Raw genomic sequence first — 21,418 nt, 5'->3', positions numbered from 1 at the left:
GCGTGGCTGACGAATCCGGCCGAGGCTTCACGTGCGCATCCTGCTGATCAACCCGAACACGACCCGGGCGATGACCGATCTGGTGATGCGGGTGGTCGCTCCGCTGGTCCCGCCGGAGATCACGCTCGTTCCGGCGACCGGTCGCTTCGGCGCGCCCTATATCGCCAGCCGCAGCGCCAGCGCGATCGCCGCCCATGCGGCGCTCGATGCCTATGCCGAGCATGGCGCGGGCTGCGACGCCGTCTATCTCGCCTGTTTCGGCGATCCGGGTCTGCTGGCGCTGAAGGAGGTGGCGCGGGTTCCGGTGGTCGGCATGGCGGAGGCGGCCTGCATCGCGGCCGCCGGCACGGCGCCGCGTTTCGCCATCGTCACGGGCGGCGAGCGCTGGGGCGCGATGCTGCAGGAATTCGTCGGGTCGATCGGGCTCGGCGGCCGCCTCGCGGCGGTCGAGACCGTCACGCCGACGGGCGCCGAGATCGCCAATGACCCCGACGGCTCGATCGCCTTGCTGGCGGAGGCCTGCCGCAGGACGGTTGAACGCGACGGGGCCGGCGCCGTCATCCTGGGCGGCGCGGGCCTTGCCGGCCTCGCCGCCCGGGTGCAGCCTTATCTCGATGTGCCGGTGATCTGCTCGGTCGAGGCCGGGATCAGAACGGTGCTGGCGGTCCTGCCGGCGGGCTCGTCCAAGCCGGCCAGCGGCGATCTGGCCTTGCCCGCGCCGATCGGCAGCATCGGCCTGTCGGCTTCGCTTGCCGGCTTGCTGGCGAAGCCCTGATCAGCGGATCAGCAGCGCCGCGGCATAGAGACCGATGCTGAAGACGATATGCCCGGCGATGCCCATCGCCCGGATCTGGTTGGCGTTCGGCTTCCTGGATGACGCCATCCCGGCGCCCATGCCGGGCTGGAGGATGAACCAGCCGCAGCCGACCGTGACCAGCCCGACGATCAGGGCCGGGAGGAAAGTCGGGTTGCGGGCCCAGTCGAGCCCCCAGATCGCGAGGAGTATGGCAGCGAAGAGGATGCCGATCAGGTAATGCGCCAGCCAGCCGAGCGCGAGCTCGTTCGGCACCGGCTCGGAGCGCGCGATGTCCTCATGGGCGAACCGGCCTTTCGCGAGATGTCCGAACCAGCGGCCGGTCATGGCCCAGTTCGGCGCCGGCAGGCCGAAGGCGCGCTTCAGGAACTGGGCCCAAAGATCGAGCAGGGCGGTCGCGCCCGCGCCGATCAGCACGGCGCTAAAGAGAAATTCGAGCATCATGTCCCCCGGGCAGCCCTCATGGCGCGCCAAAAGCGCGCACCGGCATTGGAGCGGCAAGGCGGCGGGCACGTCAACCGGATCGGGGGCCGGGGAACGCCCGCCGGTGCAGATGCGCCATGCGCGCCGACGATATCGGCCGGCGCCGGGAACCCCACGCCGCGCGGAGGGTTCCTTATCGAGTTCGCACCAACCGGGGGGAAGCGAGAGAAATGGCAGTCGACACTGCGGCGAAAACCAGCGCGGGCGGTCCCCATGGCGCGGCCGAGCTGCCCTCGGTGGTGGTCACCAGCTACAATCTCGAAATTCGCGACGAGGACGGCTTCGTCGGCGACAAGGCCAAGCGCGGCGCCTTCATGGACCATCTCGATGCCTTGCGCGGGCATCTGCGCCGCAATGGCGACGACCCGCTCGATGTCGAGACGGAAACGCTCGGCAAGAAGGAGTTGGACGCCCTGCTGAGCGAGGGCTCGCCGCGGGAGGCCGCGCTCATCCTCAGCGCCATCGAGCGCTATGCCCAGTCGCTCGCCTTCGTCATTCGCCGCTTCGTCAGGCTCAAGGCCTGGAACGCGGTCGAGCGCATCGTGATGGGCGGCGGCTTCAGCCAGAGCCGCGTCGGCGAACTCGCGATCGCACGCGCCGGCATCATCCTGCACACCGACGGGCACGACATCGACCTGGTCTCGATCCGGCATCATCCCGACGAGGCGGGCCTGGTCGGCAGCGCCCATCTCGCGCCGAAATGGATCTTCGCAGCCTATGACAGCCTGGTCGCGGTCGATATCGGCGGCTCCAACATCCGTGCCGGCATCGTCGAGCTCCGGCAGGACAAGGCCCCCGACCTGGCCAAGGCCAGGGTGAAGGAATCGGAGCTCTGGCGCCATGCCGACGAGGAGCCGAGCCGTGACGAGGCGATCAAGCGGCTCGGCAAGATGCTCAATGCGCAGATCAAGCAGGCCGAGAAGGAGGGCTTGCGCGTCGCGCCCTTCATCGGCGTCGGCTGCCCGGGCCTGATCGAGCCGGATGGCTCGATCGATCGCGGCGCCCAGAACCTGCCCGGCAACTGGGAAAGCAGCCGCTTCAACCTGGTCGACAGCATCCGCGAGATGGTGCCCGAGATCGGCGGCCACGAGACCAGCGTCATCATGCATAACGATGCCGTCATCCAGGGCCTGAGCGAGATGCCCTATATGCAGGATGTCGAGCACTGGGCCGTGCTGACCATCGGCACCGGGCTCGGCAATGCGAGCTACCAGAACCGGGCGAAGCCGAAGCGCAAGCCCGCCGACCAGAAGGGCAAGGAAAAGGAAAAAGAGAAGGAGAAGGCCGGCTGAGCCGGTCGGCCTGCCGCGCGGGCGTCAGCGCCGCATCGCCGGGGTCTCGACCGGCAGGCCCTTGGCCCGGCCGGCGAGATAGAGCTCCAGCGCCAGATATTCGGGCGAACCGTAATCAAACTGCGTCGCGCGCACGCCGAGCGAGCAGGCGCGCAGCCGCCGATGCAGCGAGCCGACGCCGTTCCATTCGAGCCGATAGGCAGGATAGCCCATGCCGGCGCCGTGGCTGATCGTGTCGCCGCGCAGCCTCTGGCCGACGAGCCCGTCATGGCATTGCATGCAGGAGAGGTTGAGCTGGCCCTGCCGGCGCTCGAAGAAGGCCTTGCCTTCCTCGAAGAACGGCCGCGCCGCACCCTCCGTCGCGACATTCATGGGCAAGCCGCGCGAGAGCGAGGCGACATAGGCCGTCAGCGCCAGCAGCTCGGCGCTCTCATAGCCGAAAGCGGGCTGCTTCTGGCGCTCGACCCGGCATTGCTCGATGCGGGTCTCGAGATTGAGCAGCTTGCCCGAGGCCGCGTCGAGCTGGGGGTAGCGCGTCGCGGCGCCGCGCAGGCTCTGCTCCGGCCCGGCATGGCAGGACAGGCAGGTCGCCCCGTTCTCCGGCTTGCGGCTGAACAGCTCCTGGCCCTGGTCGACCCAGAACCATGCGGGGTTGCGCGTCTCGTCGTCCTGTTGCCTGCGCATGTCCGGGGACAGGAAGCTGCTGCCGGACTTGATCTCGCCCGCATGCGCGGCGCTCAGCGCCATCGCGATGCAGAACGCGATGCTCAGGCGCATGACGCGGCGCTCACGTCACGACCAGCCTCGCCACGCGCGTATAGGTCTCGCCGCCATCCTCGCGCCATTCGAAGGTGATGTCGCCGGTCTCGACTGCGCGCGTGGTGAAGGAGACGAAGGGATTGGCGGAGACGCCGGTATGCATGTCGAAGCGGAAGACCTGCTCGCCGGCATAGGTCGCGGTCAGCCGGTTGAGGATCTTGCGCGGCACGGTGCCGCCCTTGCCGTCGGACTGGCCGCCGCGATCCATCGGGTGGCGGGTCAGCACACGGATCTCGACGATCTCGCCGGCCTTGGCTTCGGCCGGCACGGTGATGCGGGCGTTGAACGGCATCGTAATTCTCCCTCAGCCCCCGTCGATGCAGGCGCTCAGCGTCACGACGACATCGGCGTCGCCCATGACGTAGCCGCCGCTGCTCAGCGCCGCGACGACCGTGACCTTCTGCGAGGTCGCGAGCCTGAGGGTCGTCGCGACCTCGGCCCGGCCATTGCGCGGCCCGAGATGGAAGCGCGCCATGTCGGGGAAGGGGTTCTTCTCGGCGATGACATGGATCCAGCGGACATGGTCGGCCTCGGTCATCGGGCTGTCGACCGCGATCCTCGTATCGACCGAATTGCCGTTCTCGACCAGGCCGGGAATGTCGAGCGTGACCCTGGCGCGCTCCGGGACAGTGCCCTCGGTCAGGCGCGCGACCAGTTCCGGCAGCGCCGGCTGGGTCGCGGCCTTTGCGGAGCCCGGAAGGGCCGCGAGGGCGAGGCCGGCAGCGGCGCCGGCCACGACGTCGCGACGGCTTAGAGCATTGCGTGAAAAAGTGGGAACCGGCTTTTCGCGCAAGCAATGCTCCAAACTTTTAGAATCGATCACGTTCTTCGCATTCGGACGGTTCCGTCCGAATGCGACGTGATCTAGAGCCGCGTCAAGGCGTCTTGAGAGAGGCGAGATAGGCGACGACATCCTCGATCTCCTGGGCGGACAAAGCCGGCTTGCCGCGATATTGCGAGGCTACATCATGCAGCCCCTCGGTTCGAAAATAGGGCGGCATCACCGTGTCCGGATTGAGCCGCGAGGCATCGACCAGCCTGAGCCTGATCTGTCCGGCATCGAGCCGCGTGCCCGTGCCGGTCAGAGGCGGGCCGATCGAACCCTGGAACGGCTCGGCCGGATCGGCCCCCTGATGGCAAATCAGGCAATTGCCGCGCTCCCGGTCGCGCACGATGGCGTCCCCACGCGCAACCTCACCGCGGAAGCCGCCAAGCGGACGCGGGATCGCGTCGCCGACGACCTCATAGGGCTCCAGCGCCCCGGCGGAGACGGTGGCGATCGCGGAGAATGCGAAGGCTACCGTTACCGCCCGCCAGCGCCGCGACCTCACGCCTTGCGCAGGTCGTTGTTCTTGAGCGGGACCGTGCGGACCCGCTTGCCGGTGGCGGCGAAGATCGCGTTGAACACCGCCGGCGCCGCGACCGCGATGGTCGGCTCGCCGACGCCGCCCCAGAAGCCGCCGGAGGGCACGATCACCGTTTCGACCGCCGGCATCTCGTCCATGCGCAGCACGGTATAGGTGTCGAAATTCTCCTCGACCATGCGTCCGTCCTTGACCGTGCATTCGCCATGCAGCGAAGCCGAGAGGCCATAGACGAAGGAACCCTCGACCTGGCGCTCGATCTGCGCCGGATTGACGGCATGGCCGGGATCGGTGGCGGCGACGATGCGGTGGATCTTGAGCTTGCCGTCATCGCTGACCGAGACCTCGGCCACCGCCGCGACATAGGAGCCGAAGCCCATGGTCTGGCAGATGCCGCGATAGACGCCTGCCGGCAGCGGCTTGCCCCATTCCGCCTTCTCGGCTGCCGCGTTTAGCACGGCCAGATGCTTGGGATGGTCCTTCATCAGGGCGCGGCGGAATTCGAGCGGATCCTTGCCGGCCGCATGGGCGAGCTCATCCATGAAACATTCGAGATAGATCGTGTTCTGGTTCAGGTTGACGCCGCGCCAGAAGCCCGGCGGCACATGCGGATTGCGCATCGCGTGGTCGACCAGCAGATTCGGGATGCCATAGCCGATCGAGGCCTCGGGGCCGGGTGGGTTGAGGCCCTGGAAGACGACCGGGTCCTTCCCGTTCTGGATGTTCTGCGGGAAGATCCCGGCGACGATCGACTGGCCCGAGATGCGCATGTGCAGGCCGGTCAGGTTGCCGTCCTTGTCGAGCGCGCCGGTGAGCTTGCACTGCGTCACCGGGTGGTAGCGCCCATGGATCATGTCCTCCTCGCGCGACCAGATCAGCTTGATCGGCGTGCCCGGGACCTGCTTGGCGATGGCGACGACCTGCCTGACCCAGTCATGCACCGCGCCGCGCCGGCCGAAGCCGCCGCCGAGATCGATCTTGTAGGCCTCGCATTTGGCGAGCGGCAGGCCGGACGCCTCGGAACAGGCGGCGAGCGCCGCCTCGCCGTTCTGCGTCGGCGTCCAGACCTCGCAGCGCTCGGGCGTGTAGCGCGCCGTCGCGTTCATCACTTCCATGCAGGCGTGGTTCTGGAAGGGGTAGGAATAGACCGCCTCGACCACGCGGGCCGCGTTGGCGATCGCCGCCTTGACGTCGCCGGCCTTGTTGCCGACGACCGCTTCGGGTGCGTCGAGACCTTCCTTCAGCCATGCGGCGATGCTCTCGCTCGAGACCTTCGCGTGCTCGCCCTCGTCCCAGACGATGGGGAGCGCATCGAGCGCCGTCTTGGCCTGCCACCAGGTCTCGGCGACGACCGCGACCGCGCTGTCGCCGACCGGCACGACATGTTTCACGCCGGGCATGGACTGGATCTTGGCGGCGTCGAAGCTCTTCACCTTGCCGCCGAAGACCGGGCAGTCCTTGATCGCGGCATTGAGCATGCCGGGCATCTTCAGGTCGGTGCCGTAGATCTTGGAGCCATTGGTCTTGTCGGCGGTGTCGAGCCGCGGCAGCGGCTTGCCGGCGATGGTCCATTCCTTGGGATCCTTGAGCGCGACCTCCTTGGGGGCCTCCAGTTTCGAGGCCGCCTCCGTCACCTCGCCATAGCGCAGCGAGCGGCCGGACGCCTTGTGGGTGATGACGCCCTTCTCCGCCGAACACTCGGCGGCGGGCACCTTCCATTGTCCAGCCGCGGCCTGGATCAGCATCATCCGCGCCGCCGCGCCGCCCTTGCGGACATAGTCGTGCGACTCGCGAATGCCGCGGCTGCCGCCGGTCGAGAAATTGCCCCAGACGCGGTTGCGCGCGATGTTCTCGCCGGGCGTCGGGTATTCGGTCGTGACCTTGGCCCAGTCGCAGTTCAGCTCCTCGGCGACGAGCTGGGCGAGGCCGGTCAGCGTGCCCTGGCCCATCTCCGAGCGGGCGATGCGGATCACCACCTTGTCGTCGGGGTGGACCACCACCCAGGCATTGAGCTCCTTGACCGCGCCCTGCGCCATCGCCTCTCCGGCGAAGGGAATGGCGAAGCCGAAGGTGAAGGCGCTGGCGGTCGCGGCGGAGCCGGCGAGCACGGTGCGGCGAGAGACGGTGGTCGTCGATGCGGCATGCGAGGCGGGTGTCATGTCGTCCTCCAGATTTCGGTTCGGAGGCAGGGGATGCGAGGCCTCTGGCCTGGCGCGCTTCGACCCTGCGCTGCGGAAAACTCAAACATACGAGGCTCGCGCCATGCTCAGCCGCGGCCGAGCGTGCCGCTGGCCGCGGCATCGAGGATTGCCGCCTTGACGCGGTTATAGGTGCCGCAGCGACAGATATTGGTCATTTCGTTGACGATATCGGCCTCGGTCGGCTTGGGGTTGGCCTGGAGCAGGGCTGCCGCGGCCATGATCATGCCGCTCTGGCAATAGCCGCATTGCGGCACGTCATGCGCGATCCAGGCCTTCTGCACCGGATGCGAGCCGTCCGGGGACAGGCCCTCGATCGTGACGATCTTCTGCTCTTCGGTGACGGCGCTGATCGGCAGGGCGCAGGAGCGCGTCGCCACCCCGTCGATATGGACCGTGCAGGCGCCGCATTGCGCGACGCCGCAGCCATATTTCGTCCCAGTCAGCCCAACCTGCTCGCGGATCACCCAGAGCAGGGGCGTGTCGCCATCGACCGCCACATCCATCGCCTTGCCGTTCACATTAAGCTTCGCCACCGCAACCTCCCGGTTTCGATCAAGAAGGACGGCAAGAGCGCCATCGCGCCTCGCCGGAAAGCCAGAACCGTCGAGCGAGCATAGGGCCAGATTTTATTTGGACGAGATCGAGGCCGGAAACATGTTCGTGAGCGGGAGGAGTTCAAACACGTCGCCGTTACCCGCCGAGGAGCCTTCGCCACCCTGGGTTGTTTGGCCCGAAACCGGTCGAAAATGCCGAACCGGCCGCCAAGTCGCCATGATCGCGTCCCGATTGTCGTCGATCAGGGCTTTCCGCGCGCCAAGTCGCGGGGCCGTTCATCACACCAATGTGATGAATCCGCTGCCGGCGCGGCGTTTTCCGCAACAAGGTTCCACCATTGCCCGATCCGACGCATCTTCCCGCCCCGTCTTGCTTTCCGCCGCAGGAGAGGGCGAGGTTCAACGTCGCATCGAATCAGCCTGAACGAGCCGGATCCGCCATGATCGCACGTCTCCGCCGAGTGCTGGTCCCCATGGCCGCATCGAGCCGACGGGTCGTGCTGGCGCTCGGGCTTCTCGCCGTCGCCCTGCTGGCCTCCGGGCAGGGTTGGGCCCAGGCGGCGGACGCGACGCCGCTCAAGGCGCGGCTGGACGGCGCGCGCGCGGAGCTCACTCAGGTCGAAGGCCTGCTCGCCAACACGGGCGCGAGCGAAACCGAGCTGCAGCGGCAGCGCGCCCGGCTGCAACCGCTGCTGGAGCGGTTCCGCCTGATCGTCGAGGAGCAGGCGCCGCGCGTCGACCAGGCGAAGCTGCGCCTCGACCAGCTCGGCCCCAAACCGGATGCGAAGGCGCCGCCCGAGAGCGCCGAGGTCGCGCGCGAACGCGAGACCCGCGAGAAGGCCTTCACCGATGCCGACGAGGCGCTGAAGATCGCGCGCGCCGCGCTTCTCCAGGTCGAGCAGCTGCAGACCGATATCAGCGACCGCCGCCGAGATCTCTTCGCCAGGGCGCTGTTCGCGCCGGGCCCCTCCATCCTCAGCCCGGAACTCTGGCGCAACGCCGCGACCACGCTGCCCGAGGATATGCGGGCGTCCGGCCTGATCTTCGGCGACTGGCTCTCGGTGGTCGCGGAGACGTCGAGCAGCGCGCGCGGCCTCCTGGTCGCGCTCGCCTTCATCGGCGCCGTCCTGCTCTATGTCGCCCGGGCCCGCTATCTGCCGCGCTTCACGCAGCGGCTCGACGCCACCAGCGATGCGGGAAGCCTGCGCTGCCTGCATGTCGCGCTCGCCCATATCGTCGCGGGCGCCGCGCCGCCGGCGCTGGCGAGCTGGCTGATCTATTCGGCGCTCAACACGGCCGGGCTGCTGCCGCCGCGAATCCAGCCGGTGGTCTGGGCCGTGGTGATCGGGCTCGCGATCTTCGCCTTCGTCCAGGCCCTGGCCAACGCGATGTTCGCGCCGGGCAATCCGCAGCGGCGCCTGGTCAGCGTCATGGACTCGACCGCGCGCACCGTGGTCTGGATGGCGGCCTCGCTCGCGCTGGTCATGGCGATCGGCAAGGTGCTGGAAGCCTGGCTGCAGGCGATCGCCGCCGGACTCGCGGTCTCGATCCTCGTGCGCGGGGTCGTCGTGCTCGTCTTCGCGACGGTGCTCATCGCCGGGCTCTACCGGCTGCGCGACGACGAGGAGGTCGAGGAGGAAGCCTGCCTCGGCCCCTATGTCCCGGTCGACGGCGCCTCGCTCGGGCCGATCCGCATCTTCGGCTGGGTGGTCGGTCTCGTCATCGCGCTCGCCGCGCTTGCCGGCTATGTCGTCTTCGCCTCCTTCCTGACCGAGCAGGTGCTCTGGATCGGCATCCTGGCCTCGCTGTTCGTGCTCGCCTATCAGCTGCTCGATCTCGGCATCAGCGAGCTGCTGACCGGAAAGGGCCGGTTCGCGCTGACCCTGAAGGCCGGCATCGGCATTCGTGCCTCGGCGCTGCAGAAGATCGCCGTCATCGTCACCGGGTTGCTCAAGCTCGTGCTGATCGTGGTGACGATCATGCTGGCTCTGGCGCCCTGGGGACTGGAATCGGCCGATTTCCTGACCTCGCTGCGTGCCGCCTTCTTCGGCTTCCAGGTCGGCGGCGTGACGATCTCGCTGTCCTCGATCATCGTCGCCGGCTTCCTGTTCGCGCTCGGCCTGACCGCGACGCGCGGCGCGCAGGGCTGGCTCGACGGCAAGTTCCTGCCGACGACGCAGCTCGACACCGGCCTGCGCAATTCGATCACCACGGCCGCCGGCTATCTCGGCTATGCGGCGGCGGTGACGCTGGCGGTGTCCTCGCTCGGCTTCAGCCTGGAGAAGCTCACCATCGTCGCCGGTGCGCTCTCGGTCGGTATCGGTTTCGGCCTGCAATCGGTGGTGTCGAATTTCGTCTCGGGCCTGATCCTGCTCTGGGAGCGTCCGATCCGGGTCGGCGACCAGGTCGTGGTCGGCGACGCGGAAGGCATCGTCAAGCGCATCAATGTGCGCTCGACCGAGATCGCGACCTTCGACCGCTCGACCGTGATCGTGCCGAACTCGAACCTGGTCTCGGGCGTGGTCCGCAACCGGGTGCGGGCCGATCGCACGGGCCGCTCGCTGATCTCGGTCTCGGTGCCGCGCCGGCTCGACGCCTCCGACGTGCGCGCCATGCTCGCGGACGCGGCGCAGGCGCATGGCGACGTCATGCAGAAGCCGCCCCCGGCCGTGCTGTTCAAGAAGATCGGCACCACGACGATGGATTTCGACCTGATCTGCGTGGTCGGCGACGTCGACATCGTCGGGCGCGTCACCAGCGACCTCAATTTCGCCATCCACAAGCGGCTGACCGAGATGGAAGCGGGAGCGCCGGGCAGCGAGCTGACGGTCAAGGGGCTCGAGGGCGTCGAGCAGTCGCTCGGCGATATCGCCGCGGCGGTCGGCGGCAAGGCGAGGCGCCGCAAGAAGGCCGCCGCGAGCGCGCGTCGCGGGTCGGCGCCTGCCGGGGAGGCGGAGGAGGAGACGGAGGAGGCGCAGGAACCCGCGCCCGCTCCGGAACCGGTCAAGGATGCGTCCAAGGACGACAGCAAGGAATGATGCGATGCCGATGCCTTTCCGCGCCCGCGCCATGGCGCGCCGGACGATGACCTGTCCCGCCCTGCTCGCCGGCGCGCTCGCGGCTTTCGGCATGGCCGGCTGCACCGAACCGGCGCGGACCAGCCAGCCCGCCTTCTACCGCGATCTCGGCTCGGTCTCGGCACGGGTCGATGCCAACGAGGCGCGCGCCATGATCTCGGCCTACCGGATGAATCACGGCCTCGGCACGCTCACGCTCGACCCGAGCCTGGTCGAGGCGGCCCAGCAGGAAGCGACGGCGATGGCGTCGGCCGACAAGCCGGCCCAGGCCGAAGCCGTCAAGGCGCGGCTGGCGCGTTCCGGCCAGTCCGGCGCGGAAGCCAATCTCTCGGCCGGCTACCGGCGCCTGGCCGAGGCGTTTTCGGGCTGGCGCGATTCGCCCCAGCACGACCGGGTGATGAAGACGCCGGGCGCCACCCGCATGGGCATCGCCACCGCCTATGCGCCGGGCTCGAAATACCAGGTCTACTGGGCGCTGGTGGTCGCGCCCTAGGCCCTGCGAAGACTAGGGCTTGGCGCCGAAGGGCAGCGGCGGGGCGTCCGCCTTCAGCACGATGCCGACGCGGCGGTTATAGGGCAGGTAGGGATTGTCCTTGATCAGCGGCTCGGTGTCGGCCTTGCCGGAGACCGAGGAGAAGCGGTCGTCGGGCACGCCGGCATTGCCGAGGATGGCGCGCACGGCAGCGGCGCGAGCGACCGAGAGCTCCCAGGGATTGCCTTCCGGCGCCGCGCCCGGGCGCGGCGCAGCCGTGTGGCCGGTGATCGCGATCTTGTTCGGCATGCGCCGCAGCGTCGGAGCGACGGCTGCCAGCAGCTTGCGCATGCGCTCGTTGGGCTGGGCCGAGCCCTCGGCGAACATGGCGCGCCCGTCCTGGTCGACGAGCTGGATGTCGATACCGGCCTCGGAGACCTCGACGAGGATGTTGCGCGAGATCTCGGCGATCTCCGGCATTTCCCGTAGCGCCTGCCGCAGCGAGGCGGCGGCGAGCGCGAAGCCGCGATCATGCGTCGCCGAGATCAGCCCGTCCTCCTTCTGCTGGTTATGGTTCGGGGCCGTGGTGTCGGAAGCGTCGCTGAGCGGCCGGATATAGGCGTTCTTGATATGGGTCTTGGTCGGAATGCCGTCGACCTCGACGATGCCGGCCAGCCGCATGTCGGTTTGCGTGCCAAAAGCCTCGCGCATCGAGCCGGCGACGATCTGGAGCTTGTTCTTGTCCTGGCTCGAATAGGCCGCGACCATGACGAAGAAGGCCATCAGCAGCGCCATCAGGTCGGCGAAGGTCACGAACCAGCCGTGACCGCCATGGGCTCCGCCCTTCTTGCGCGCCATCGTTCAGATACCCTTCAGGCGGCTTCCGCCATTTCTGCCCGATGATGGTCGGGCAGATAGGCGAGCAGCATCTCGCGGACCAGCGTCGCGCTCTTGGCGTCGCGCATCTGCAGCACGCCGTCGATGATCAGCGTGCGCGAGATCTCCTCTTCCTCGAGCTTGATATGGAGCTTGTCGGCGATCGGCAGGGTCAGCATGTTGGCGACCATGGCGCCATAGAGCGTCGCCAGCAGCGCCGTCGCCATGGCCGGGCCGAGCTTGGACGGGTCGCTCATGTTGGCGAACATCGTGACCATGCCGATGATCGTGCCGATCATGCCCCAGGCCGGGGCGCAATCGCCGATGGCGCGATAGACCTTCGAGCCTTCGTCGAGCCGCTGCAGGAAATTGTCGCGGTCGCGCTCCATCGTGTCGCGGATGAAGTCCTTGTCGTAGCCGTCGGCGATATAGCGCAGGCCCTGCGCCAGGAACGGGTCGGCGACCTGGACGTTCTCCAGCGCCACGGGCCCGCTCTTGCGGGCGATCTCGGCGACGCGCGTGATCTCGTCGATGAGCTCGCGCGGATGGATCGAGCGCATGGTGAAGGCGAAGCGGAAGCCCATGGGAATGCCATGGGCGATGACCGAGAACGGAAAGCGCAGCATGGTCGCGGCCGAGGCGCCGCCGAAGATGATGATGGCGGCGTGCTTGTCCCAATAGGCGGCGAAATTGCCGCCATCGATCAGGATGAGCGAGACGATCGTCGCGATGCCGCCGATGATGCCGACGCCGGTTGCGATATCCATACAGAGCCACCCCGATCCGGCCGGTCTTCAACCGCTCCGGCGCCACGTTTTCGCAGTGCGGTAACCATAGCCAATGCGGTTTGAACGAAGCGTTAAGGTTGAGCACTTGCTGACATGCAAGCACTTGCTCGCGCCCAAGCGTCAGCTAAAGCTGTGAGGATGTCGTTGTTCGCGCTCTATGCCCGTGTCCTTGGCGAGCTTGGCCCCGAGAAGCGGCTGGGGCTGATCCTCGCGCTCGCCAACGTGCTGCTGGCGGCGGCGGCCTTCGCCGAGCCGATGCTGTTCGGCGCGCTGATCGACAAATTGACCAATGTCCAGACCGCCGGCCAGCGCCCGAGCTGGAGCGACATCAACGTCCTGATCGCGGCCTGGGTCGGGTTCGGCCTGTTCAACATCGCCGCCGGTGTCTTCGTCGCGCTGCATGCCGACCGGCTGGCGCATCGCCGCCGCCTCGCCGTGATGGCCAATTATTTCGAGCACGCCCTGACCTTGCCGCTCGCCTATCACACCCAGACCCATTCCGGCCGGGTGCTGAAAGTAATGCTGGAAGGCACCGCCGGGATGTGGGCGCTGTGGCTCTCCTTCTTCCGCGAGCATTGCGCCAGCTTCGTCGCGCTGTTCATCCTCCTGCCCTTCACGCTCTGGAAGAACTGGCAGCTCGGCCTGCTGCTGATCTCCCTGGTGGTGCTCTTCGGCTCGCTGACGGCCTTCGTGCTGCGCAAGACTGAGCGGCTGCAGAGCAATGTCGAGGGCTATCATTCCAACCTGGCCGAGCGGGCTTCCGACGCGCTCGGCAACGTCCCGGTGATCCAGAGCTTCACCCGGATCGAGGCCGAGGTGCGCGGCCTGCGCTCGACCATCGCCAACCTGCTCGAGGCGCAGCTGCCGGTGCTGTCCTGGTGGGCGATCGCGACGGTCGCGACGCGCGCCTCGGCGACGCTGACGGTGCTCGCGATCTTCGTCGTCGGCACCTGGCTGCTGATGCAGGGCCAGACCACCGTCGGCGAGATCGTCACCTTCATGGGCTTCGCCACCATGCTGGTCGGCAAGCTCGAGCAGATCGTCACCTTCGTGAACTTCATCTTCATGCAGGCGCCGAAGATGCGCGAGTTCTTCGAGGTGGTCGACACGATGCCGGCGGTGCGCGACCTGCCCGGCGCGCGCGATGTCGGCCGCCTCCAAGGCCGCATCGCCTTCGACGACGTCTCCTTCTCCTATGACGGCAAGCGCGCCGCGGTGGCCGATGTCAGCTTCACGGTCGAACCGGGCGAGACCATCGCCATCGTCGGCTCGACCGGGTCCGGAAAATCGACCACGCTCGGCCTGCTGCACCGCGCCTTCGACCCGCAATCGGGCCGCATCCTCGCCGACGGCACCGATATTCGCGAGATCTCGCTGCTCAGCCTGCGGCGCAATATCGGCGTCGTCTTCCAGGAGCCGATGCTGTTCGCCCGCTCGATCCGCGAGAACCTCACGGTCGGCAAGCCGGACGCCACCGACGCGGAGATGATGGAGGCGCTCGACCGGGCCCAGGCCAGCGAGGTGATGGCGCGCCAGCCGGATGGGCTCGACACGCTGGTCGGTGAGCGCGGCCGGACGCTGTCGGGCGGCGAGCGCCAGCGCCTCTCGATCGCCCGCGCCCTGCTCAAGAACCCGCCGATCCTGATCCTCGACGAGGCGACCTCGGCCCTTGATGCAGCGACCGAAGTCAAGCTGCAGAAGGCGCTCGACGAGGTGATGAAGGACCGCACCACCTTCGTCATCGCCCACCGCCTCGCCACCATCCGCAACGCCAGCCGCATCCTGGTCTTCGAGCAGGGCAAGGTGATCGAGATGGGCAGTTTCGATGAGCTCGTCGCCAAGGGCGGACGTTTCGCGGCGCTGGCGCGGGCGCAATATCTCGTCACCGACAAGCCGGCGGTGACCTTGGCGGAGGATGCGGCGAGCCCGCTGGCGCAGAAGCTGACGGCCGACTAGAGCACGCGCCGATCAGATTGCGCAGCAATCCGATCGGATCACGCGTTCTCTATCTAAAAGTTAGAGACGGATTCACCGATCAGGTTGATCCAACCTGATCGGATCCGGCTCTAGGCCGGCCCGTCAGCCCGGAGGCTCGGCGCCGGGCGCGTGATGCAGGCAGGGGTCGAGCTTGACGTGGTTCGGGCCGACACGCTCGTAGCTGCCGCTGGCGACGACGCGGTCGCCGATCTTCGCGCCGTTCTCGGCATAGGTCACGCACAGCACCTGGGGATCGGGCGCGCGGCAGAGCGCGAGATAGACCAGCGCGCCGTCGGAGCGGACCATGGTCAGCGCGCCCTCGACCTGGATCGTGATCAGCTCGCCCTCCTTGCCCTCGAGCCGGCGCAGCGCCTGGCGCAGCTCGCCGCAACCGGCGCGCAGGCTGGGCTCCGGTTGCGCCAGGGCCGGCGTGGCTGGCAGGAGCGCCAGGGCGAAGAGGCAGGCCGGTGCTAGGGCCGAGCAGGGAAGAGACCGCGTCATCCGACCGGCATCGGCGCTGTTTGCGGCGAGATTGCGGAGCCAGCCCGCCGGCGCGGTGCGATAACCCGCCAGGTAATCGACTTCATGCCGGAGACGCGAGATTCTCGCGCATCGGCCGCACCCCAGCGGCCTCGCAGGAGATATCGAGATGAAGACCTATGGAGTAGCCCGCCTGACCGATGTCGCGATGGGGCCGGAGATCGTCGCCTATCTCGAAGGGATCGATGCGACGCTCGCCCCGTTCCAGGGCCGCTTCATCATCCATGGCGGTCCGATCGAGCGGCTTGAAGGCGATTGGGCCGGCGACCTGATCGTCATCGAATTCCCCGACCGCGCGGCGGCGCGGGCCTGGTACGCCTCGGTGGCCTACAAGGCTATCCTGCCGCTGCGCACGCAGCATTCGCGCGGCGAGGTCTTCTTCATCGACGGCGTCGATGCGGACCATCGGGCGACCGACGTGCTCGGGACGGTGCGATAAGCCGCGCCCGCGCCGCGAATAATCGCGTGCCATCCGCGCCTTCCTGTGGGATCAAATCACCGGCGCTCCGGCGGGCGCCGCCTTTCGTCGCGCCGAACACAGAACGGGTTCCGAAATTTGACCAGCATGATACTCCGCCTCGTCTGCGCCTGGGGTTCCGTGGCCGCGTTCCAGTTCTTCGGCGATGGGCTGCTCGGCCAGCTCGGGGCGCCGCTGCCCTCGGTGCTGGTCTTCGCCTGGCTGCTCGGCGTCATCGTCTGGGCCGCGTTCGGCGTGGTGCATGAGGCCGAGGAGCTGGCGCACCGGCTGGGCGAGCCTTACGGCACGCTGATCCTGACGCTCGCCATCGTCATCATCGAAGTCGCGCTGATCTCGGCCGTCATGCTCGGCGCCAAGGGTGCGCCGACGCTCGGGCGCGACACGATGTTCGCGGTGCTGATGATCGTCCTGAACGGCGTCGTCGGCATCGGCCTGCTGCTGGGCGGGCTGAGGCATTTCTCGCAGAGCTACAATCTCAAGGGCGCCTCGGCCTATCTGGCGGTGATCATCCCGCTGACGCTGATCCCGCTGGTGCTGCCCAACTTCACCACCTCGACATCGGATGGCACGCTGACCAGCTTCCAGGCCATCGCTTTCTCGCTCTTCACCATCCTGCTCTACGGCGCGTTCCTCATCCTGCAGACCGGGCGGCACAGCGTCTTCTTCAAGGAGCCATCGGTCGAGTCGACCATGCCCTACGGCGCCAAATATCTGAGCACCCGGTCGCCGGCGCGGCAGGCGCAGCCGAAGCCGGACGCGGAGTCGGGGGAGATCGAGGCGGCGGACGAGCCGCCCCATCAGTCCGTGCAGGGCTCGAACCTCGTCCATGTCGTCCTCCTGCTCGCCAATATCCTGCCGATCGTGATCCTGGCGAAAAGCCTCGCGACCGTGCTCGATTTCGGCATCGTGCGCCTTGGCGCTCCCGTCGCGCTCGGCGGCATCCTGATCGCCATGGTGGTGTTCACGCCCGAATGCATCGCGGCGCTGCGCGCCATCAACGCCAACCAGCTCCAGCGCGCGATCAACCTGTGCCTGGGCGCGGCCGCCTCGACGCTCGGGCTGACGGTTCCGGCCGTGCTCGCGATCGGGCTCATCACCGGCCAGCCGGTAGTGCTCGGCCTCTCCAGCATCAATATGGTGATCCTGGCGATGACGCTGCTGCTCTCGACGCTGACCTTCACCGGCACACGCACCACCATGCTGGAGGGAGCGGTGCATCTCAGCGTCTTCTTCGTCTTCCTCGTGCTGGTATTCAGCCCGTAACGGCCAGGGCCAGCGCGAGAGGCGTGATCCTGAGCGAGCTGACGCGATTGCGGCTCTTGCGGATCACCTCAAACTTGTAGCCGTGGAAGGTGAAGGCCTGGCCGGCATCGGGGATGGTGCGGGCCTCGTGGATGACGAGGCCGGCGATCGTCGTCGCCTCCTCGTCGGGCAGGTCCCAGTCCATCGCCCGGTTGAGGTCGCGGATCGGCACGCCGCCATCGACCAGGACCGAGCCGTCCGCCTGCTGGCGCAGGCCCGGCACGGCGATGTCGTGCTCGTCGCGGATATCTCCCACGATCTCCTCGAGGATGTCCTCGAGCGTGACCAGGCCCATCACCTCGCCATACTCGTCGACGACCAGCGCGAAATGCGTCTTGCGCGCCAGGAAGGCCTTGAGCTGGTCGGGCAGCGAGGTCGTCACCGGCACGAACCAGGGCGCGAGCGCGGTCTGCGCCACGTCGAGCTTGCTGGCGTCGCCGCCGGCGGCGTCGAGCGCCCGCAGCAGGTCCTTGGCGTGCAGGATGCCGACGATGTTCTCCGGCTTGCCGCGCCAGAGCGGCATGCGGGTATAGGGCGAGGCCAGCACCTCGCGCACGATCGCCTCGGGGCCGATGTCGAGATTGATCGTGCGCATCTTGGTGCGATGGATCATCACGTCCTCGACGCCGAGCTCCTCGAGGTCGAGCAGGCCGCCGAGCATGTCGCGGTCCGATTTCTTGACGCTGCCTTCCTGGTGCATCAGGTCGACCTGACCGCGCAATTCGTCGCTGGCCGAGAGGATCGACAGATTCTCGTCGATGCGCACGCCGAAGAGCCGCAGGAAGCGGCGGACGAACCACTCGATCGCCAGGGTCAGCGGGCCGAGCACGGCGACGACCCAGGAGACCGGGCGCGCCAGCAGCAGCGCGGCCTGATCGGGCTTCGCGATCGCCGCCGTCTTCGGCATGATCTCGGAGAAGATGATGACGAGCGTCGACATCGCGGCCGTCGCGTAGATCACGCCGGCATCGCCGAAGGTCGCGACCAGCACGCTGGTGGCGAAGGCCGAGGCGCCGATATTGACGATGTTGTTGCCGATCAGCATGGCGCCGATCAGCCGCTCGCGCATGGCGAGCAGCCGCATCACGATGCCGGCGCGCCGGCTGCCCGATTTCTCCAGCGCCGCGATCCTCGCGCGCGAGGCCGCCGTCAGGGCCGTCTCGCTGCCCGAGAAGAAGGCGGAGAGCAGCAGGCAGATCAACACGATCAGCGCCGCCAGCCAGGGATTGATGTTCTCCAGCATGGCGGATGCGCTCAGGCCGCCGCGAGCTCGGCTTCGATGAAGCCCTTCACCTCGTCCGCCGCGACGCCGGGCGCGATGAAGCTCTTGCCGATGCCGCGGGCCAGGATGAAGGTCAGCACGCCGCGCTTCACCTTCTTGTCCTGCGCCATGGCGGCGACGATCTCGTCGGCGCTGCCGGTTCCGCCCGGAACCTGCCGAAGCCGGCTCGGCAGGCCGATCGCGTCGAGATGCGCCGAGACGCGCACGGCGTCCTGGCCGGAGCAGAGGCCGAGCCGCTGCGAGAAGCGGAAGGCGAGCGCGAGCCCGATCGACACGGCCTCGCCATGGACGAGACGGCTGGCGTCATAGCCCGTCAGGCGCTCCAGGGCGTGGGCGAAGGTATGGCCGAGATTGAGCAGGGCGCGGTCGCCCTCCTCGCGCTCGTCGCGCGCCACGATCGCGGCCTTGGCCCGGCACGAGACGGCGACCGCATGGTCGCGCTCGGGGCCGCCGGCGATGATCCGGCTCCAGTTCACCTCGCACCAGTCGAAGAAGGCCGGATCGTTGATCAGCCCGTATTTGACCACCTCGGCATAGCCGGCCTTGAATTCGCGCTCGCTGAGGGTGTCGAGCAACGCCGTGTCGGCAATGACGAGCGCCGGCTGATGGAAGGCGCCGATCAGGTTCTTGCCATGCGACGAGTTGATGCCGGTCTTGCCGCCAACGGAAGAATCGACCTGCGAGAGCAGTGTCGTCGGCATCTGCACGAAGCGCACGCCGCGCCGGAGCACCGAGGCGGCGAAGCCGGTCAGGTCCCCGACGACGCCGCCGCCGAAGGCGATGACGAGATCGTTGCGCTCGATCTTCGCGGCCAGCAGCGCATCGCAGAGCGCGACGAAGCGCGCATAGGATTTCGAGGCTTCGCCCGGCGGGATCTCGATCCGCGTCACCGCGATGCCGGCCTGGTGAAGGCAGGTCTCGAGCGCCGGGGCATGGAGGCCGGCGACGCTCTCGTCGGTGACGAGCGCGGCCTTGGCGCCGGGCGCGAGCCGCGCCACCAGCTCGGCCGCCTCGCAGAGCTGGTGGCGGCCGATATGGATGTCGTAGCTGCGTCCTTCGAGCGCGACCGGAACCACGATCCGCGCCCCGGGCTTCTCATTCGCTGGCAGGCTCATCGCATGATACTCGAAAGGCTCAAAAGCTCCCGGTCGAACGCAGATGCCGGTCGAGCGCCGCCAGGGCATCCTCGACGACGACGTCATGCGGATCGTCCCGCGAGATCAGGGTGAGGTCGGCGAGCGCGTAGACCGGCTCGCGCTCGGCCAGCATCCGGCGCATGGTCGCCTCCGGATCGGCGGTCTGCAGCAGGGGCCGGTTGGAGCGCTTGCGAACCCGGTGCATCAGCACGTCGGCCTCGGCCTTGAGCCAGACCGAGATGCCGAGCTCGGCAATGCGCGCGCGGGTCTCGGCGTTCATATAGGCGCCGCCGCCCGTCGCCAGGACCAGCGGCGCGCGCGTCGCCAGGATGCGGCTGATGACGCGCCGCTCGCCATCACGGAACTCGCTCTCGCCGCGCTGCGCGAAGATCTCGGGGATCGACATGCCCGCCGCGGTCTCGATCTCGGTGTCGGCATCGACGAAGGGCAGGCCGAGCCGGCCCGCCAGCCGGCGGCCGACCGAGCTCTTGCCCGAGCCCATCATGCCGACGAGCACCACGGCGCGCTGGCCGAGCGCAGCGCGCAGCGCATCGCGGTCCATGCTCTCCACAACCTCGGCAATCGTCATCGCAACAAATCCTTTAGCTCGGTCTAGCATGAGCGATCCGGCGACGTCATGCCCTCACGTCGCCTGCGGCGCATCCGCCCTTGCGCCACCGCCCTCGCATCGGGAATAACCGGATGGTTCCGACTCGGAACGGACGTCCGAAAGGATCGCCGGCCGGTGCCGACCCTCTTCAGATTCATCGCCTTTCTCGCGATCGTCGGCGGGTTGATCTTCGGCGGCATGATCGCGCTGGTGACCTTCGTCCAGCCCGAGCCGCGCGAGATGGTCGAGATCGTCCCGCCCGCGAAGCTGCAGCCGCGATGAGCCGGCAGACGCGCGCCCGGGTCTCCGCTTTCCTCGACATGCTCGCGGCCGAGCGAGGTGCGGCGCGCAACACGCTCGAGGCCTATGAACGCGACCTCGACGATTATACCGGCTTCGTCGCCGGCGATCTCGGCGCCATCGGTCCCGACGATATCCGCGCCTGGCTCGGCGATCTCGCGGCGCGCGGGCTGAAAGCCTCCTCGGCAGCGCGAAAGCTCTCGGCCGTGCGCCAGTTCCACCGCTTCCTCTATACCGAGGGCCTGACCGGCAGCGACCCTTCCGCCGCGATCGAGGGGCCGCGGCAGGGGCGGCCGCTGCCCAAGGTCGTCTCGGTCGCGGATGTCGACCGCCTGATCGAGACCGCGCGGCTCGCCAGCGAGCGCGAGGGCCTGTCGCCGGCGGCGCGGCTCAAGGCGCTGAGGATGCGCTGCCTGATCGAGATGCTCTATGCCACGGGCCTGCGCGTCTCGGAGCTGATCGCGCTGCCGCTATCGGCGGCCACGACCCGCGAGCGCTTCCTGGTGGTCCGCGGCAAGGGCGACAAGGACCGGCTCGTCCCGCTCAACGAGGCGGCGCGCGAGGCGGCGCGGGCCTATCTGGCGGTGCTGCGGGGGACGGGCGGGGCCGAGAGCCGCTGGCTCTTCCCCTCGGACGGGGAAAGCGGGCATCTGACACGCCAGGCCTTCGGCCGCGACCTCAAGGTGCTCGCCGGCGCGGCTGGCCTGCCGGCCTCGGCGCTCAGTCCGCATGTGCTGCGACACGCCTTCGCCAGCCATCTGCTGCAGAACGGCGCCGATCTTCGCGTCGTGCAGGAGCTGCTCGGCCATGCCGATATCGCGACGACGCAGATCTACACCCATGTCCTCGACGAGCGGCTGAAGAGCATGGTGCGCGACCTGCATCCGCTCGCCGACGAGAGCTGAGCGCCGGTGTCGAACCTTTGGATCGCGCAGGCGGCGAAGTCGTCATTGCGAGGGGCGCAGTGACGACGCAATCCAGGAAGACGTGGAGCTCTCTGCCGCTCTGGATTGCTTCGCTACGCTCGCAATGACGGTCCAATCAGATCGGAAC

Annotated in this window: 22 protein-coding genes; 9 read left to right on the top strand and 13 right to left on the bottom strand. The window is 68.1% G+C overall.

Annotated features, from left to right (window positions below; translation table 11 throughout):
• Positions 1-31: 31 nt before the first annotated feature.
• The gene (locus tag ACTIF2_RS07835; RefSeq protein WP_439496480.1) at positions 32-775 is read left to right on the top strand and encodes an aspartate/glutamate racemase family protein; all 744 of its coding nucleotides are present in this window, start codon (positions 32-34) and stop codon (positions 773-775) included.
• Here the strand turns inward: ACTIF2_RS07835 and ACTIF2_RS07830 are convergent, their stop codons facing one another.
• A complete protein-coding gene (locus ACTIF2_RS07830) occupies positions 776-1,255 on the bottom strand; it encodes a DUF2938 domain-containing protein (protein ID WP_439496506.1) in 480 nt (159 codons plus the stop codon). It abuts the gene before it with no gap.
• A gap of 212 nt (positions 1,256-1,467) precedes the next feature.
• Here ACTIF2_RS07830 and ACTIF2_RS07825 point away from each other — a divergent pair, with 212 nt between their 5' ends.
• Entirely contained in the window at positions 1,468-2,589 is a 1,122-nt protein-coding gene (locus tag ACTIF2_RS07825) for an ROK family protein (RefSeq protein WP_439496479.1), read from the top strand.
• Positions 2,590-2,613: 24 nt separating this feature from the next.
• Here ACTIF2_RS07825 and soxA read toward each other — a convergent pair whose 3' ends face one another.
• The 6 genes from soxA to ACTIF2_RS07795 form a co-directional block, all read right to left on the bottom strand.
• Positions 2,614-3,366: a sulfur oxidation c-type cytochrome SoxA gene (soxA, locus tag ACTIF2_RS07820; protein ID WP_439496478.1), complete on the bottom strand. Its 753-nt coding sequence runs from the start codon at positions 3,364-3,366 to the stop codon at positions 2,614-2,616.
• Positions 3,367-3,376: 10 nt separating this feature from the next.
• Positions 3,377-3,700, bottom strand: coding sequence for a thiosulfate oxidation carrier complex protein SoxZ (gene soxZ / locus ACTIF2_RS07815; protein WP_439496477.1), 324 nt, complete (start codon positions 3,698-3,700; stop codon positions 3,377-3,379).
• A 12-nt stretch (positions 3,701-3,712) separates the two neighbouring features.
• The gene (locus ACTIF2_RS07810; RefSeq protein WP_439496476.1) at positions 3,713-4,144 is read right to left on the bottom strand and encodes a thiosulfate oxidation carrier protein SoxY; all 432 of its coding nucleotides are present in this window, start codon (positions 4,142-4,144) and stop codon (positions 3,713-3,715) included.
• A 139-nt stretch (positions 4,145-4,283) separates the two neighbouring features.
• Positions 4,284-4,739 (bottom strand): sulfur oxidation c-type cytochrome SoxX, encoded by a 456-nt coding sequence (soxX, locus tag ACTIF2_RS07805; protein WP_439496475.1) that lies wholly within the window; start codon positions 4,737-4,739, stop codon positions 4,284-4,286.
• Positions 4,736-6,931, bottom strand: a complete 2,196-nt coding sequence (locus ACTIF2_RS07800; protein ID WP_439496474.1) for a xanthine dehydrogenase family protein molybdopterin-binding subunit — start codon at positions 6,929-6,931, stop codon at positions 4,736-4,738. The genes soxX and ACTIF2_RS07800 overlap by 4 nt, the downstream gene beginning before the upstream one ends.
• A 107-nt stretch (positions 6,932-7,038) precedes the next feature.
• Entirely contained in the window at positions 7,039-7,506 is a 468-nt protein-coding gene (locus ACTIF2_RS07795) for a (2Fe-2S)-binding protein (protein WP_439496473.1), read from the bottom strand.
• 461 nt (positions 7,507-7,967) lie between these two features.
• Here ACTIF2_RS07795 and ACTIF2_RS07790 point away from each other — a divergent pair, with 461 nt between their 5' ends.
• Positions 7,968-10,565, top strand: a complete 2,598-nt coding sequence (locus ACTIF2_RS07790) for a DUF3772 domain-containing protein (protein ID WP_439496472.1) — start codon at positions 7,968-7,970, stop codon at positions 10,563-10,565.
• Positions 10,566-10,569: 4 nt separating this feature from the next.
• Positions 10,570-11,097 carry a CAP domain-containing protein gene (locus tag ACTIF2_RS07785; protein ID WP_439496471.1) on the top strand — a complete coding sequence of 176 codons (528 nt, stop codon included), beginning with the start codon at positions 10,570-10,572 and terminating at the stop codon, positions 11,095-11,097.
• Positions 11,098-11,109: 12 nt separating this feature from the next.
• On the opposite strand, the gene ACTIF2_RS07780 is transcribed toward ACTIF2_RS07785, so the two are convergent.
• Both ACTIF2_RS07780 and ACTIF2_RS07775 read right to left on the bottom strand, forming a co-directional pair.
• Positions 11,110-11,934, bottom strand: a complete 825-nt coding sequence (locus tag ACTIF2_RS07780; RefSeq protein WP_439496470.1) for an OmpA/MotB family protein — start codon at positions 11,932-11,934, stop codon at positions 11,110-11,112.
• Positions 11,935-11,948: 14 nt separating this feature from the next.
• Positions 11,949-12,719 carry a motility protein A gene (locus ACTIF2_RS07775; protein ID WP_439496469.1) on the bottom strand — a complete coding sequence of 257 codons (771 nt, stop codon included), beginning with the start codon at positions 12,717-12,719 and terminating at the stop codon, positions 11,949-11,951.
• Positions 12,720-12,878: 159 nt separating this feature from the next.
• On the opposite strand from ACTIF2_RS07775, the gene ACTIF2_RS07770 reads away from it, so the two are divergent.
• Entirely contained in the window at positions 12,879-14,696 is a 1,818-nt protein-coding gene (locus tag ACTIF2_RS07770; RefSeq protein WP_439496468.1) for a glucan ABC transporter ATP-binding protein/ permease, read from the top strand.
• A 123-nt stretch (positions 14,697-14,819) separates the two neighbouring features.
• On the opposite strand, the gene ACTIF2_RS07765 is transcribed toward ACTIF2_RS07770, so the two are convergent.
• Positions 14,820-15,218: a hypothetical protein gene (locus tag ACTIF2_RS07765; protein WP_439496467.1), complete on the bottom strand. Its 399-nt coding sequence runs from the start codon at positions 15,216-15,218 to the stop codon at positions 14,820-14,822.
• Between the two features lie 148 nt (positions 15,219-15,366).
• On the opposite strand from ACTIF2_RS07765, the gene ACTIF2_RS07760 reads away from it, so the two are divergent.
• Together ACTIF2_RS07760 and ACTIF2_RS07755 are read left to right on the top strand one after the other, a co-directional pair.
• Positions 15,367-15,696: a DUF1330 domain-containing protein gene (locus tag ACTIF2_RS07760; RefSeq protein ID WP_439496466.1), complete on the top strand. Its 330-nt coding sequence runs from the start codon at positions 15,367-15,369 to the stop codon at positions 15,694-15,696.
• A gap of 126 nt (positions 15,697-15,822) precedes the next feature.
• Positions 15,823-16,998, top strand: a complete 1,176-nt coding sequence (locus ACTIF2_RS07755) for a calcium:cation antiporter (RefSeq protein ID WP_439496465.1) — start codon at positions 15,823-15,825, stop codon at positions 16,996-16,998.
• On the opposite strand, the gene ACTIF2_RS07750 is transcribed toward ACTIF2_RS07755, so the two are convergent.
• The 3 genes from ACTIF2_RS07750 to ACTIF2_RS07740 are packed head-to-tail and all read right to left on the bottom strand — an operon-like array spanning position 16,988 to position 20,044.
• Positions 16,988-18,280, bottom strand: a complete 1,293-nt coding sequence (locus ACTIF2_RS07750) for an HlyC/CorC family transporter (protein ID WP_439496464.1) — start codon at positions 18,278-18,280, stop codon at positions 16,988-16,990. The two genes, ACTIF2_RS07755 and ACTIF2_RS07750, sit on opposite strands and share 11 nt — an antisense overlap.
• An 11-nt stretch (positions 18,281-18,291) precedes the next feature.
• On the bottom strand, positions 18,292-19,434 hold the full coding sequence (gene aroB, locus ACTIF2_RS07745; RefSeq protein ID WP_439496463.1) for a 3-dehydroquinate synthase: 1,143 nt from the start codon (positions 19,432-19,434) through the stop codon (positions 18,292-18,294).
• Positions 19,435-19,453: 19 nt separating this feature from the next.
• The gene (locus ACTIF2_RS07740; RefSeq protein WP_439496462.1) at positions 19,454-20,044 is read right to left on the bottom strand and encodes a shikimate kinase; all 591 of its coding nucleotides are present in this window, start codon (positions 20,042-20,044) and stop codon (positions 19,454-19,456) included.
• Positions 20,045-20,200: 156 nt separating this feature from the next.
• Here ACTIF2_RS07740 and ACTIF2_RS07735 point away from each other — a divergent pair, with 156 nt between their 5' ends.
• Positions 20,201-20,347, top strand: a complete 147-nt coding sequence (locus ACTIF2_RS07735) for a histidine kinase (protein WP_439496461.1) — start codon at positions 20,201-20,203, stop codon at positions 20,345-20,347.
• Positions 20,344-21,270 carry a site-specific tyrosine recombinase XerD gene (locus tag ACTIF2_RS07730; protein WP_439496460.1) on the top strand — a complete coding sequence of 309 codons (927 nt, stop codon included), beginning with the start codon at positions 20,344-20,346 and terminating at the stop codon, positions 21,268-21,270. Before ACTIF2_RS07735 ends, ACTIF2_RS07730 begins: the two co-directional genes overlap by 4 nt.
• Positions 21,271-21,418: the final 148 nt, after the last annotated feature.

It is taken from the genome of Allobosea sp. (assembly GCF_051860145.1).
Taxonomy (GTDB): Bacteria; Pseudomonadota; Alphaproteobacteria; order Rhizobiales; family Beijerinckiaceae; genus Allobosea.
The sequence above is the reverse complement of the archived record's forward strand: the minus strand, read 5'-3'. Positions and strand labels throughout refer to the sequence as shown.